Genomic DNA, 14,310 nt, shown 5'->3' with positions numbered 1-14,310 from the left:
CGAATACCTTTCATCTTTCGAGGAAACACCGATGCCCCGTATTGGAACCCCGCTGTCGCCGAGCGCGACCCGTGTACTGCTCTGCGGCTCTGGCGAGCTGGGCAAGGAAGTGGTGATCGAGCTGCAGCGCCTGGGCGTCGAGGTGATCGCCGTCGACCGCTACGAAAACGCGCCGGCCATGCAGGTCGCCCATCGCAGCCACGTTATCAGCATGCTCGACGGCGAGGCCCTGCGCCGCGTCATCGAACTGGAGAAGCCGCACTACATCGTGCCGGAGATCGAGGCCATCGCCACCGCCACCCTGGTGGAGCTGGAGGCCGAAGGCTACACCGTGATCCCCACCGCCCGCGCCGCGCAGCTGACCATGAACCGCGAAGGCATCCGTCGCCTGGCGGCCGAGGAGCTGGGCCTGCCCACCTCGCCCTACCACTTCGCCGACACCTTCGAGGACTACCGCGCCGGCGTCGCCAGCGTCGGCTACCCCTGCGTGGTGAAGCCGATCATGAGCTCCTCCGGCAAGGGCCAGTCGGTGCTCAAGAGCGACGACGACCTGCAATACGCCTGGGATTACGCCCAGGAAGGCGGCCGCGCCGGCAAGGGCCGCGTGATCGTCGAAGGCTTCATCGACTTCGAATACGAAATCACCCTGCTCACCGTGCGCCACGTTGGTGGCACCACCTTCTGCGCGCCCATCGGCCACCGCCAGGTGAAGGGCGACTACCACGAATCCTGGCAGCCCCAGGCGATGAGCCCCAAGGCCCTGGCCGAGTCCGAGCGCGTGGCCAAGGCGGTGACCGAGGCCCTGGGCGGCCGTGGCCTGTTCGGCGTGGAGCTGTTCGTGAAGGGCGACGAGGTGTGGTTCAGCGAAGTGTCGCCGCGCCCCCATGACACCGGCCTGGTCACCCTGATTTCCCAGGAGCTGTCCGAGTTCGCCCTGCATGCCCGCGCCATCCTCGGCCTGCCGATCCCGGTGATCCGCCAGTCCGGCCCGTCGGCCTCGGCGGTGATCCTGGTGGAAGGCAAATCCACCGAGATGAGCTTCGGCAACCTCTCTGCGGCCCTGGCCGAGCCGGACACCGCGCTGCGCCTGTTCGGCAAGCCGGCAGTGGACGGTCAGCGTCGCCTCGGCGTGGCCCTGGCCCGCGACGAGTCCACCGACCTGGCCCGTGCCAAGGCGACCCGCGCGGCCCAGGCCGTCGACGTCAAGCTGTGAGCCGAGGGGCCGGGCTGCTCTGGTGGGCATCGGCGCTGGCGCTGATGCCCCTGGTGCTGCCCCAGGCCCTGTACACCAAGCGCACCGCCCTGCGCCTGGCCCCTGCCGCCGGCCCTGATCACGGGCTGGCGGGAGCGGAATTTGCGGGCGAACCCCTGCGCATCCTCCTGATCGGCGAATCCACCGTCGCCGGTGTCGGTGTCTCCTGCCTGCAGCAGGCTTTGCCGGGGCAACTGGCGGCGGCGCTTTCCCGGCAGTTGCAGCGCCCGGTGGCCTGGCGCGCCTGTGGCGAGAACGGCATTACCGCGGGCGAAGCCTGTGAGCGTCTGTTGCCGCAGGTGCAGGACGTGCCGGTGGACCTGATGCTGCTGGTCTTCGGTGTCAACGACACCACCCATTTCAGTTCCACCGCTACCTGGCGCGAATCCCTGCGACGGCTGGCTGCCCCCTTCATGGCGCGGGGCGTCGAGGTGGTGTTCGCCGCCGTTCCTCCCTTGCAGCACTTCAGTGCCTTGCCCTGGTTGCTGCGCCGCCTGCTGGGCTGGCGTGCGCGCCTGCTCGACACACAGGTGCGGGCATTGGCCGACGAGCTGGGAGCCGAGCACTGCGCGGCGAGCATCGCCATGCAGGCCGACTACCTGGCGCTGGACGGCTATCACCCGTCACAGCTGGGGTGTTCGGTCTGGGGCGGCTTGCTGGCGGAGTGGATCGTGCGGGCGGGGAGGGTGGCGCCGGCTGCCAGCCGCCTCGTCGAAGAGACGGCTGGAGCCTGACGCCCAAGGGGCGAGGTCTTAGCGCACCGCGCCCAGGTCGTCGTCGCGGGTTTCCTTGAGGCAGAGCACCGCCAGCAGGCTGAGTGCCGCCGCCACCGATACGTAGCCACCGACCCAGGACAGGCCACCCATGGCCACCAGCTTCTGGGCGAAGAAGGGTGCCACCGAGGCGCCGACTATGCCGCCGAGGTTATAGGCCGCCGAGGCGCCGGTGTAGCGCACGTGGGTGGGGAACAGCTCTGGCAGCAGTGCGCCCATGGGGGCGAAGGTCACGCCCATGAGGAACAGTTCGATGCTGAGGAACAGGGTGACCGAGAGGGTCGAGCCCTGGGTCAGCAGCGGCTGCATGGCGAAGCCGGAGAGGATCGCCAGCGTACAGCCCACGATCAGCACCGGTTTGCGCCCGTAGCGGTCGCTGAGCCAGGCCGACAATGGCGTCGCCGCCGCCATGAACAGCACGGCGAAGCACAGCATGCCGAGGAAGCTTTCGCGGCTGTAGCCGAGGCTGCCCACGCCGTGGCTGAGGGAGAACACGGTGGAGATGTAGAACAGCGCGTAGCACACCACCATCGCCAGGGCGCCGAGGACGATCGGGCGCCAGTGGCTGCCGAAGGCTTCGAGCACCGGCATCTTCACCCGCTCGTGCTGGGCCATGGCCTTGGCGAAGACCGGTGTCTCCTCCAGCTTCAGGCGCACGTAGAGACCGACCATCACCAGCGCGGCGCTGAGCAGGAAGGGGATGCGCCAACCCCAGGCGCGGAACTGCTCGTCGCTCAGGCACAGGGCCAGGGTGAGGAACAGGCCGTTGGCGGCGAGAAAACCGATGGAGGGGCCGAGCTGGGGGAACATGCCGAACCAGGCGCGCTTGCCGGGTGGGGCGTTCTCGGTGGCCAGCAATGCCGCGCCACCCCACTCGCCGCCGAGGCCCAGGCCCTGGCCGAAGCGCAGCAGGCAGAGCAGGATCGGCGCCCAGGCACCAATGGTGTCGTAGCCGGGCAGCACGCCGATCAGGGTGGTGGAGGCGCCCATCAGCAGCAGCGAGGCGACCAGGGTCGACTTGCGCCCGATGCGGTCGCCGAAGTGGCCGAACAGTGCCGAACCCAGCGGCCGGGCGAGGAAGGCGATGCCGAAGGTGAGGAAGGCCGAGAGCATCTGCGCGGTGCCGGATGTCTGCGGGAAGAACACCGGGCCTATCACCAGGGCGGCGGCCGTGGCGTAGATATAGAAGTCGTAGAACTCGATGGCGGTGCCGATGAAGCTGGCGGTGGCGACGCGGGCCGGCGAGTTGGCCGGTGTCGTGTTCGCAGCGTCGCTCAAGGTGGCGGTGGTCATCAGAGGGTCCCCTGTCAGTCGTCGCGGCCATCACGGCCCGACGGAGTCTCATGGCTGTCGTGTTGTGCTGAGGGAAGGGGATGATGCGGCGGGTCGCCGGACCAGGGGCCTTGCTGGCTGCGGACGGGCCTGTGGGGCCGTGGCAGGTGGTTCTCAGGCGGTCAGCGGGGCTGGCCGATGGCGCGTGGGCGGATAGCCGCGGCGGCCGAGGGGCTGGGTAAGCCAGCGGGGATTATAGAAAGCGGCGGAAAACCACGGCAAGGGACCTCGACCAAGGTCGCAGAGGTGTCAGGCGCGCCAGGCAAGTACGCGCTGTACGCGGTTCTCGCCGGACTGGAGGATCTCCAGGCGGTAGGGGCCGATCTTCAGGCACACGCTGGTGTCAGGAATCTGCTCCAGGGCCTCGGTGATCAGGCCGTTGAGGGTCTTCGGCCCCTCGCAGGGCAGGTGCCAGCCGAGCACGCGGTTGAGTTCGCGCAGGTGCAGGGAGCCGTCCAGCTCGAAGCGGCCGTCTTCCTGGGGCTGGATCGCCGGGTTGGGGGCGAGGTCGTCGAGGCTGCCGAATTCGCCGATCAGTTCCTGGAAGATGTCTTCCAGGCTGACCAGGCCGATCACGTCGCCATACTCGTCGACGACGATGCCGACCCGGCGCTGTTCCTTCTGGAAGTTCACCAGCTGGGTGAGCAGCGGGGTGCTTTCCGGCACGAAGTAGGTTTCGCGGCAGGCCGCCAGCAGGTCTTCGGCGCTGACGCCATCCTGGGGCAGCAGGCGGGCGACCTGGCGGATGTGCAGGATGCCTTCGATCTGGTTGATGTCTTCGCGGTACACCGGCAGGCGCGTATGGGTGGCGGTGCGCAGCTGTTCGAGGATGCGTTCTGGCGACTGGCTGACGTCGATGCCCTGGATCTCGCTGCGCGGAATCATGATCGCGGCGATGGGCACGCGCTGCAGGGCTTCGGTGAGCGAGGAGGGCAGGCGCGGCGTCGCTTCGGGCTCGACCTGCACCGGGGCACGACGTCGACGGGAGAGGCTCCAGGCCAGCACGGAGCCGGCGAGGGATGCGAGCAGCAGGCCGAGCAGCAGCCCGGCGATCAATCCGTCGATGGGCATCTCAGATATGCAGGATGAATTCGCGGACCAGCTTGCTACCGAAGTAGGCAAGCATCAGCAGGCAGAAGCCCGCCAGGGTCCAGCGGATGGCCTTGTGCCCGCGCCAGCCGAGCTGGTGGCGGCCCCACAGCAGTACGGCGAACACCACCCAGGCGATGCACGACAGGATGGTCTTGTGCGCCAGGTGCTGGGCGAACAGGTTGTCGACGAACAGCCAGCCGGAGAGCAACGACAGCGACAGCAGGGACCAGCCGGCCCAGAGGAAGCCGAACAGCAGGCTCTCCATGGTTTGCAGTGCCGGGAAGTTGCGGATCAGTCCCGAGGGGTGCTTGTGCTTGAGCTGGTGGTCCTGGAGCAGCAGCAGCAGCGACTGGAACACGGCGATGGTGAGCATGCCGTAGGCCAGGATCGACAGCAGGATATGCGCCAGGATGCCTGGCTCCTCGTCGATCGCCTGCACCGTCCCGGAGGGGGCGAAGGCGGCCAGCAGGACGGTCAGCATTCCCAGTGGCAACAGCAGCAGGAGCAGGTTCTCCACCGGTATCCGGGCAATGGCCAGCAGTGTGAGGAAGATCACGGCTGCGGCAATCAGGCTGGCGGCGTTGAAGAAGTCGAGGGTCAGGCCCACCGGGGTGATCAGCTGGATATAAAGGCTGAGCGCATGGGCGACGAGTGCCAGGGAGCCGACCAGAACCAGCAGGCGCTTGTCCGGCGTGGTGCGCTGGCGAAGGCGCAGGCCCTGGTAGGTGGTGGCGCCGGCATAAAGGAAGGCAGCCAGGAGGCTGGGCAGCAGAGGGTGCATAAGTCCTTGTAAGGCAAGCCCGAAAGGCGCTGAGTTTGGCACAGATGAGGGGGCTCACGAAAGACCGCAGGCGGTGTCGGCGCTGGCGACACTTCGCTATAATCCGCCGCTTGCCGCAAGCTCACCCTCGGTTCGGACGAACCTGAAAGGAACGTGCATGTTCGAAAATCTTACAGACCGCCTCTCGCAGACGCTGCGCCATGTCACCGGCAAGGCCAAGCTGACCGAGGACAACATCAAGGACACCCTGCGTGAAGTGCGCATGGCCCTGCTCGAGGCCGACGTGGCCTTGCCCGTGGTCAAGGACTTCGTCAACAAGGTCAAGGAACGCGCCGTCGGTACCGAGGTATCGAAGAGCCTGACGCCGGGCCAGGCGTTCGTGAAGATCGTCCAGGCCGAGCTGATCGAGCTGATGGGCGTGGCCAACGAAGACCTGTCCCTGGCTGCCGCCCCGCCCGCCGTGGTGCTGATGGCCGGCCTGCAGGGTGCGGGCAAGACCACCACCGTCGGCAAGCTCGCGCGCTTCCTCAAGGAGCGCAAGAAGAAGTCCGTGCTGGTGGTGTCGGCCGACGTCTACCGCCCGGCGGCGATCAAGCAGCTGGAAACCCTGGCCGCCGATATCGGCGTGACCTTCTTCCCCTCCGACATCAGCCAGAAGCCGGTGGACATCGCCGAGGCCGCGATCCGCGAAGCCAAGCTGAAGTTCATCGACGTGGTGCTGGTGGACACCGCCGGCCGCCTGCACATCGACGGCGAGATGATGGCCGAGATCCAGGCGCTGCACGCGGCGATCAAGCCGGTGGAAACCCTGTTCGTGGTCGACGCCATGACCGGCCAGGACGCCGCCAACACCGCCAAGGCCTTCGGCGAAGCGCTGCCGCTCACCGGCGTGGTGCTGACCAAGGTCGACGGTGACGCCCGTGGCGGTGCCGCGCTCTCCGTGCGCGCCATCACCGGCAAGCCGATCAAATTCCTCGGCATGGGCGAGAAGAGCGAAGCGCTCGATCCCTTCCACCCGGACCGTATCGCCTCGCGCATCCTCGGCATGGGTGACGTGCTCAGCCTGATCGAACAGGCCGAGCAGGGCATGGACCGCGAGAAGGCCGAGAAGCTCGCGAAGAAGATCAAGAAGGGCAAGGGCTTCGACCTCGAAGACTTCCGCGACCAGCTGCAGCAGATGAAGAACATGGGCGGCCTCGGCGGCCTCATGGACAAGCTGCCCATGCTCGGTGGCGTCAACCTCGCGCAGATGGGCAATGCCCAGGGCGCGGCGGAGAAGCAGTTCAAGCAGATGGAAGCGATCATCAACTCGATGACGCCGCTGGAGCGCCGCGACCCTGAAGTCATCAGTGGCTCGCGCAAGCGCCGTATCGCCCTCGGCTCCGGCACCCAGGTGCAGGACGTCGGCCGGCTGATCAAACAGCACAAGCAGATGCAGAAGATGATGAAGAAGGTCACCGCCAAGGGTGGCATGGCCAAGATGATGCGCGGCATGGGCGGCATGTTCCCCGGCGGCGGCATGCCGAAGATGTAAGTGAAAGCGCTGCAAGCGATCAGTTGCCGGGCCTCCGGCAGCTTGAAATCTGCGGCTTGCAGCGACCACCGACAGGTGGCTGGTAAAAGAGATTTGCAATCGGCCGCATAATCCTTAGAATATGCGGCCTTTCGGGCCCATGGCCCATGTGTGTGCACAGCTTGAAAAGCACCGACCTATAGGAACGAAGTTCAATGGTAACCATCCGTCTTGCTCGTGGCGGCTCCAAGAAGCGCCCCTTCTACCACCTGACCGTGACCAACAGCCGCAATGCGCGCGATGGTCGCTTTGTTGAGCGTATCGGTTTCTTCAACCCGGTCGCCTCGGGTGCCGAAGTGAAGCTCTCCGTGAATCAAGAGCGCGCCACCTACTGGCTGAGCCAGGGCGCCCAGCCGTCTGAGCGCGTTGCTCAGCTGCTGAAGGAAGCTGCCAAGGCTGCTGCCTAAGCATCTTTATGAGCACGACGCCGGCACAGGCCGAGGACCTCATCGTTCTTGGCAAGATCTTTTCGGTGCATGGCGTACGGGGCGAGGTGAAGGTGTATTCCTTTACCGATCCGCTGGATAACGTGCTCGATTACCGCCGTTGGACGCTTAAACGCGACAACGAGGTAAAGCAGGTCGAAGTGGCCAGTGGACGCTTGCACGGCAAGGTCCTGGTAGCAAAGCTGAAGGGTCTCGATGATCGCGAAGTCGCTCGTACTTTCGCGGGCTTCGACATTTGCGTGCCCCGCAGCGAGCTGCCGGAACTCGAAGGTGACGAGTACTACTGGCATCAGTTGGAAGGTCTCAAGGTCATCGACCAGCAGGAGCAATTGCTCGGCGTCGTCGATCATCTGCTGGAGACCGGCGCCAACGACGTGATGGTGGTCAAGCCCTGCCCCGGCAGCCTCGATGACCGTGAGCGCCTGTTGCCCTATACGGCGCAATGCGTGCTGACGATCGACCTGGAAACAGGCGAGATGCGGGTGGATTGGGACGCTGACTTCTGAGTTGCATGACATGAAAAGCATGCAGGTCGAGGTCATCAGCATCTTTCCGGAGATGTTCGCCGCCATCAGCGAATACGGCATTACCAGCCGAGCGGTAAAGCAGGGGCTGCTCAAGCTGACCTGCTGGAACCCGCGGACCTTCACCGAGGACCGCCACCAGACGGTGGACGATCGGCCCTTCGGCGGCGGCCCAGGCATGGTGATGAAGATACAGCCCCTGGAGCGGGCCCTGGCAGCAGCCAAGGCGTCGGCCGGGGAGCAGGCGAAGGTGATCTACCTTTCGCCGCAGGGCCGCCAGCTCAAGCAGGAGGCCGTGCGCGAACTGGTGCAATCGGAATCCATGATTCTGATCGCCGGTCGCTACGAAGGTATCGACGAGCGCTTCATCGAAGAGCACGTCGACGAAGAATGGTCGATTGGCGACTACGTATTGTCCGGCGGTGAGCTGCCGGCAATGGTGCTGATCGACGCGGTGACGCGGTTGTTGCCCGGTGCACTGGGCCATGCGGACTCCGCAGAGGAAGACTCGTTCACGGACGGCCTCCTCGATTGCCCGCACTACACCCGGCCTGAGGTGTACGCGGACAAGCGTGTTCCCGATGTGTTGCTTAGTGGCAACCACGAACACATCCGGCGTTGGCGTTTGCAGCAGTCCCTTGGTCGGACCTGGGAACGTCGTGCCGATCTTCTGGATAGCCGCTCGCTTTCTGGAGAAGAGAAGAAGCTGTTGGCGGAATACATCCGTCAGCGGGACGATAGTTAACGTATCGATGGCAGGCCGGTGGCTTGTCTTAGGAGCGCAGCGATGACCAACAAGATCATTCAGCAAATCGAAGCTGAACAAATGAACAAAGAGATCCCGGCTTTCGCCCCCGGCGACACCGTGATCGTGCAAGTGAAAGTAAAGGAAGGCGACCGTCAGCGTCTGCAGGCCTTCGAAGGTGTTGTCATCGCCAAGCGTAACCGCGGCCTGAACAGCGCTTTCACCGTTCGCAAGATCTCCAACGGCGTAGGCGTAGAGCGTACCTTCCAGACCTACTCCCCGCTGGTTGACAGCCTGAGCGTCAAGCGCCGCGGTGACGTGCGCAAGGCCAAGCTGTACTACCTCCGCGACCTGTCCGGCAAGGCAGCTCGCATCAAGGAGAAGCTGGTCTAAGGACTGCTTCCCTCAAAAGCCCGCCCCGGGAAACCGCGGCGGGCTTTTTATTGGGCCGAAGAAAGCGCAGCCGGTTGCGCCGGCGAAATCAGGCCGTGCTCATCTCGCCCAGCAGGCTGTGTTCCAGGCGCTCCAGTTCCGCCCGCAGCGCGGCGACTTCGGCGAGCAGTTCGTCTTCGCTGCCTTCTGCCTCGCAGAGTGCTTCAAGGGATTCGCAGCAGGCGATGAGCGGGCCGGCATGGACGATCTTCGCGGCACCCTTGATCTTGTGCGCCACCTCGGCGATTGCCTGCCTGTCGCCGTCGTCGAGAAAGCCCTGCATCAACGCCATGTCGTTACGGTTGCTGTCCAGCAGGGTATCCAGCAGGCGCATGCGCAGTGCCGGGTCGCGTCCAGCCAACCGCTCGAATTCCTTCAGGTTGCAGGCGGCGGGCATGTGCGCGGTCAAGACGGCCCGTGGCGCGATGCCGACCAACTGGGCCGCCAGTTCCCCGAGGCTGATCGGCTTGAACAGGCAGGCGTCCATGCCCGCCTGGCGGCAGCGTTCGTGCTCCTCGTTCTGTGCGTTGGCGGTGTAGCCGATGAAGCGACAGGGTGTCAGTGCGTCGCGGCGCTCGAGATTGCGAACGGCCCGGGCGAGGTCGTAGCCATTCATGATCGGCATGTTGCAGTCGCTGATCACCAGGTCGAATTGCTGCCGTTGCCATAGCTCGAGGCCGCTGGCGCCGTTATGGGCCTCGTTGACCCGATGACCGAGGAAGATCAGCTGCTGCTTGAGCAGTTCGCGGTTGGCCGGGTGGTCGTCCACCACCAGTACGTCGAGGCTCTGCTGGGGCGCGGCGATCTGCGCAACCGGGCTCGCTTCCTTGCGTGGCAGCGGGTCGAGTATCTGCAGCGCCAGTTCCACGGTCACGCAGGTGCCGTGGCCGGGTCGGCTGGTCATCTCGATGCTGCCACCCATCATTTCGCACAGGGTTCGGCTGATGACCAGGCCCAGGCCGGTGCCGCCGATGGTGTTGTTGGGCTGCTGCTGGCCCTGGCTGAAGGGCTGGAACAGTCGCTCCAGGTCCTCGGGCTCGATGCCCTGGCCGCTGTCCTCCACGAGCAGCGTCAGCTCCAGGCGCTTGTTCGCGATTGCCTGGGCGGCAACCTTGAGAGTCACTCGGCCGCGTTCGGTGAACTTGATGGCATTGCTGACGAGGTTGGACAGCACCTGCTTGAAGCGCAATGGGTCCAGCAGTACGTCGACGCCTGCCTTGGGGTCGAACTCCAGCCTCAGGGCCAGGCTCTTCTGCCGCGCCAGCCCGTCGAATACCCGCACCACCGCCTCGACCTCTTCGCGGAGGTTGCAGCGCACGGGGCTCAGGTTGATGCGCCCGGACTCGATGCGGGCGATGTCGAGGATGTTGCCGATCAGCTCCAGCAGGTTGTTCGCCGAGTCGTGGGCGATTTCGATGGCCTGGCGGTCGAAGTGGTCCTGGTCGGCGCGCTGCAGGGCCAGTTCGAGCATGCCGATCACCGCGTTCATCGGCGTGCGGATCTCATGGCTCATGGTGGCGAGGAAGGTGCTTTTGGCGCGGCTGGCCTCATCGGCGCGCTCCTTGGCTTCCTGCAGGTCGGCCACCAGGCGCAGGCGTTCGGTGATATCGATCCAGCCACCGACCACGCCCCTGATGATCCCCCGGGAATCACGGAACGGCTCGATCCAGTGATAGATGCTGAAGGGCTCCCCCTTTTGGCTCAGGTGGTGGTCGGCCTGCATGCCCTGGCCGCTTTCCATCACCGCGTGGTAGTCCTCCAGCATCTGCGGTGAACAGCTGTCGTCACCGAAGAGCCCGTCCAGAGGCGGTGCGCCGATGGCTTGCTCCCGTTCGATGGAGAGCGCCTCCAGGTAATTGTCGTTGCACAGCAGCAGATGGTTGTCCCGGTCGCGCACATAGATGGGGTGGGGCGTGCCGTTGATCAGCGTCTCCATCAACTGCAATTGATCGTTCAATGCCCGCTCGGCGCTGGCGCGCAGTTTCATCTGGCGTCGCAGGTAGGCGTTCCAGATCAGCGACACGCTAAGTAGCAGGCCCACCACGCCACTCACCTGGTAGATAAGCCTTTCATAATCGCGCCAGGCGGGCTTGGCCACCTCCACCGTGGAGCGCCAACGCTGGTTGACCAGCACCGCCAGCTCGTCCGGCGGAATGTTGACCAGGGTTTTGTCGAGCACCGACAGCAGCTCCAGGTCGCCACGGCGCAGGGCGAATACCGTGGACTCCAGTTGCTGGGGCACCACATCGGATATCCACAGGCGCTCGTCGAAGAAGCGCTGGACCAGGTGCTCGGCGACCGTGCCGGGGAGGATCGCCGCATCGGCGCCCCCATCCGCCGTGATGGTCAGTGCCTCGTGCATCGAGTCGTACTCCAGGGGCACGAGGCGGGGATAGCTGGCCAGCAACCATTTCACCAACTGCGGGGTGCGGGGTAGCGCGACGCGTTTGCCATTCAGGGACTCCAGGTCCACCGAGCGGGTATCGCTGCGGCGGGTGACAATCACCAGCCCGGCGTTCATATAGGGGCGGGTGTAGGCCAGGTCATCGGTGGTGCTGGCCGCCGGATTGAACGCCCCGATCAGGTCGGCCTCACCCGCCTTCAGCTTCTCCACCATCTCCTCCTGGCTGGAGGTGCGGATGATCTCGAAGCGCAGCCCCGTGCGCATGCGCACCTGATCGAGGACGTCGGCAGTGATGCCGTGGTAGTTGCCGTCGCTGTCGAAGAAGCTCACCGGCGACAGGTTGCCGAAGGTCGCGATGCGCAGCACCGGATGCAACAGCAGCCAGCGCTGCTCCTGCTGGGTGAACACCAGGTTGGACTCGGACAGCAGCGGGCCGTTGCCGCCGCTCCAGCGCTTGAGCAGCTGCCCCTGGCGCTCCGGCGGGATGCTGGCCAGTGCGGCGTTGATCACCTTCAGCAGCTCGGGCTGGTCGCTACGCATGGCGAAGCCGAAGCCGCTGCTGGGCATCTTGCTGTAGCCGGCCAGGCGCAGGCGGCCGGCCTGGGTCTGGTTGAGCAGGTAGTTGGCCATCACCAGGTCACCCAGGTAGAGGTCGGCGCGGCCCAGGGCCACGGCGCGCAGGGCCGAGCGCGGGTCGGGTTCGGTGCTGACCCGTGCCAGGGGATAGTGCGCGCGGATCTTCTCCAGGGGCTGGTAGTCGGCCGGCATCACCAGGTGCATGCCGTTGAGGCCGGGCGACAGCGGGCGGCGCTCGTCATCGCGACTGACCAGCACCGGCTGGTCCGGCGCGTAGGTGTCGCTGAGCAGCAGTTGGCGATTGGCCGTCTCGTAGGTGTTGGAGGCGCTGAGCAGGTCGATGCGGCCATCCACCAGCGCCAGCAGGGCCTCTTCCCGGTTGCGGAAGCGCAGCACCTTGATGTCGATGCCGAGCTTGTCGGCTATCACGCCGGCGACGTCGGCGGTGAGGCCTTCGAAGTCGCGACCGCTGCTGGTGATGTCGAAGGGGGGCAGGTCCGCGCCTATGCCCAGGCGCAGCTCGCGCTTGTCCCGCAGCCAGCGCCAGTCCTGCAGCTCCAGGGTGGCCTTGGCATCGGTGGGCAATGGGCGGCTGAGCAGTGGCAACTGCTCGTCAGCGGATAGGGGAGGCGCGAGCAGGGTCAGGAGGAAGCCGGCCAGGGCGCCCAGCAAGGGGCGGGCGAGTGGCGATCTGTGCATGGGGCTTTCCTTTTGCCGGATCCACGAGGGCCGCCGAGGGCGAACGGCAGCGGCGGTAGCGGAAAATAGCTCATTCCGAATCGCACAAAATCACCCTCAGGAGGGCTTAGGAAGCGTCTGTCGTGTGATGGTGGCGAGGGCTTACACCGAGTGCTCCTGGCGCCGAGGAACACGCCCGGCGGGCCGGAGTCGTCTCGTGCGGCGATCCTGGGGGTGGCAGCCGGATGGCGTTGCGTCGGGCCTGCTGGCCAAGGGTGCTGCCGGGTGCACCGGGCTGTGGAATAATCGCGCCGCCGCAGGGCCAGGTCCCTGGGCAACTCCCGTGAAGGTGCTGCGATCGGCGGCCAGCGGGAGCCGTTCTGCCCGTTCGCAAGCGCACAACAACGACAACAGACATCGCACGAGTGGCAGCCACATTGGGTTGTATTCAGGTAGTAGTGGCATGACCCCGAGAGAGCAAGAGATCGCCCGGCGCACCGCCTTGTCCGAAAGCCGCGTGACCAAGGCGGTATTCCCGCCGACCACCAACCATCACAACACCCTGTTCGGCGGCACTGCGCTGGCCTGGATGGACGAGGTGTCCTTCATCTGCGCCACGCGCTTCTGCCGACTGCCGCTGGTGACCGTTTCCACCGACCGCATCGACTTCAAGCACCCCATTCCCGCCGGCTCCATCGTCGAGCTGGTCGGTCGCGTGGTGAAGGTGGGCAACACCAGCCTCAAGGTGGAGGTCGAGGTGTTCGTCGAGAGCATGTACGAGAACGGCCGCGAGAAAGCCATCACCGGCGTGTTCAGCTTCGTCGCCATCGACGACCAGAAGCGCCCGGTGCCGGTATTGCCGGACGTGGCGTCAGCCGCCGCCTGACCCCGGTGCAGGCCCGGCCCGTGCTTGCGAGCCGGGTCGCGGGCCCGGCCATCAGTGCCGCAGGGCGATCTTCAGCGAGGCCTGGGAGAGGTCGATGTTGCTCAGGGTCAGGCTGCCGAAGCTCTGGCCCTGCGGCGCGCCGGCGACCCGCACATTGTCGAAGCGCAGCTCGCCGATGGAGCTGGGCAGGCGCACATTGATCGAGCCGTCGGGGTTGACGGTCGAGCGCATGTGGCGGGTGTCGTAGACCACGTCCTTCATCGAGGTTTCGGCTTCCAGGCTGTCGAGCACCGGCATCACCAGGCGGCTCAAGGCCTTCACCGTGGCGATGCCATCCCCGCCTTCGGCCTGCACGAACAGGCCCTGCAGCACCTCGTCCAGGCCCTGGGCGCTGACGTCGCTCATCTCGGCGTCGCTCAGCGGGCGCAGGCCCTTGGGCGTGTGCTGCTGGCTGATGGCGCTGGGCGTCTGCTGGATGTCGGCGCTGGCCATCTGGAAGGGGCTCATCAGCGCCGCCACAAGGGTCGCGGCCAGGCGCAGATTGCTCTGTTTCTTCAAGGCCCGGTCGAGTTGCCGGCGGCTCAGCAGGCCCTGTTCGATCAGCACCTCGCCAAGACGCTTGTCGCTGGTCAGCTGGAGTTTGATGGCAGCGTCCAGCTGCTGGCTGGTGATCAGTCCCTTGTTGACCAGGATCTGGCCAAGGCGTGATTTCTGCTGATTCGACATGGGGGTGACCGGTGGAGTGGTGGCAAGGTGAAATCATCCTCCCGTAGGAAGAGGCTGTCACCAAACAAAGGATAGGCTTACATGACCGCC

General features: G+C 65.6%; 12 protein-coding genes and 1 pseudogene. 8 read left to right on the top strand and 5 right to left on the bottom strand.

Annotated features, from left to right (window positions below):
• Positions 1-31 precede the first annotated feature (31 nt).
• Both purT and ACXI0U_RS18085 read left to right on the top strand, forming a co-directional pair.
• Positions 32-1,213, top strand: coding sequence for a formate-dependent phosphoribosylglycinamide formyltransferase (gene purT, locus ACXI0U_RS18090; protein ID WP_479550635.1), 1,182 nt, complete (start codon positions 32-34; stop codon positions 1,211-1,213).
• Positions 1,210-1,986: an SGNH/GDSL hydrolase family protein gene (locus ACXI0U_RS18085; RefSeq protein WP_479550634.1), complete on the top strand. Its 777-nt coding sequence runs from the start codon at positions 1,210-1,212 to the stop codon at positions 1,984-1,986. The genes purT and ACXI0U_RS18085 overlap by 4 nt, the downstream gene beginning before the upstream one ends.
• 18 nt (positions 1,987-2,004) lie before the next feature.
• Here ACXI0U_RS18085 and ACXI0U_RS18080 read toward each other — a convergent pair whose 3' ends face one another.
• The 3 genes and pseudogenes from ACXI0U_RS18080 to ACXI0U_RS18070 form a co-directional block, all read right to left on the bottom strand.
• Positions 2,005-3,318, bottom strand: coding sequence for an MFS transporter (locus tag ACXI0U_RS18080; RefSeq protein WP_021220795.1), 1,314 nt, complete (start codon positions 3,316-3,318; stop codon positions 2,005-2,007).
• 288 nt (positions 3,319-3,606) lie between these two features.
• A pseudogene (locus ACXI0U_RS18075) lies at positions 3,607-4,245 on the bottom strand (transporter associated domain-containing protein); the annotation flags it as partial.
• A 184-nt stretch (positions 4,246-4,429) separates the two neighbouring features.
• Complete coding sequence (locus tag ACXI0U_RS18070) at positions 4,430-5,230, bottom strand: cytochrome C assembly family protein (protein WP_021220793.1); 801 nt, start codon at positions 5,228-5,230, stop codon at positions 4,430-4,432.
• Between the two features lie 157 nt (positions 5,231-5,387).
• Here ACXI0U_RS18070 and ffh point away from each other — a divergent pair, with 157 nt between their 5' ends.
• The 5 genes from ffh (at position 5,388) to rplS (ending at position 8,911) form a co-directional block, all read left to right on the top strand.
• Entirely contained in the window at positions 5,388-6,764 is a 1,377-nt protein-coding gene (ffh, locus tag ACXI0U_RS18065; RefSeq protein WP_021220792.1) for a signal recognition particle protein, read from the top strand.
• Between the two features lie 194 nt (positions 6,765-6,958).
• Positions 6,959-7,210 carry a 30S ribosomal protein S16 gene (rpsP, locus tag ACXI0U_RS18060; RefSeq protein WP_021220791.1) on the top strand — a complete coding sequence of 84 codons (252 nt, stop codon included), beginning with the start codon at positions 6,959-6,961 and terminating at the stop codon, positions 7,208-7,210.
• An 8-nt stretch (positions 7,211-7,218) separates the two neighbouring features.
• Positions 7,219-7,755, top strand: coding sequence for a ribosome maturation factor RimM (rimM, locus tag ACXI0U_RS18055; RefSeq protein ID WP_021220790.1), 537 nt, complete (start codon positions 7,219-7,221; stop codon positions 7,753-7,755).
• 10 nt (positions 7,756-7,765) lie between these two features.
• The gene (gene trmD, locus ACXI0U_RS18050) at positions 7,766-8,518 is read left to right on the top strand and encodes a tRNA (guanosine(37)-N1)-methyltransferase TrmD (RefSeq protein ID WP_043240177.1); all 753 of its coding nucleotides are present in this window, start codon (positions 7,766-7,768) and stop codon (positions 8,516-8,518) included.
• A gap of 42 nt (positions 8,519-8,560) precedes the next feature.
• Entirely contained in the window at positions 8,561-8,911 is a 351-nt protein-coding gene (rplS, locus tag ACXI0U_RS18045; protein WP_043240180.1) for a 50S ribosomal protein L19, read from the top strand.
• 88 nt (positions 8,912-8,999) lie between these two features.
• Here rplS and ACXI0U_RS18040 read toward each other — a convergent pair whose 3' ends face one another.
• Positions 9,000-12,629 (bottom strand): transporter substrate-binding domain-containing protein, encoded by a 3,630-nt coding sequence (locus ACXI0U_RS18040; RefSeq protein WP_265169653.1) that lies wholly within the window; start codon positions 12,627-12,629, stop codon positions 9,000-9,002.
• Positions 12,630-13,071: 442 nt separating this feature from the next.
• On the opposite strand from ACXI0U_RS18040, the gene ACXI0U_RS18035 reads away from it, so the two are divergent.
• Positions 13,072-13,494, top strand: coding sequence for an acyl-CoA thioesterase (locus ACXI0U_RS18035; protein WP_479550633.1), 423 nt, complete (start codon positions 13,072-13,074; stop codon positions 13,492-13,494).
• A gap of 51 nt (positions 13,495-13,545) precedes the next feature.
• On the opposite strand, the gene ACXI0U_RS18030 is transcribed toward ACXI0U_RS18035, so the two are convergent.
• Positions 13,546-14,220, bottom strand: coding sequence for a cyclic di-GMP-binding domain-containing protein, MshE-related (locus ACXI0U_RS18030; RefSeq protein WP_111263574.1), 675 nt, complete (start codon positions 14,218-14,220; stop codon positions 13,546-13,548).
• Positions 14,221-14,310 lie beyond the last annotated feature (90 nt).

This window comes from Pseudomonas sp. C9D1 (assembly GCF_056491235.1).
This window is presented reverse-complemented; position numbering and strand designations above follow the sequence as displayed.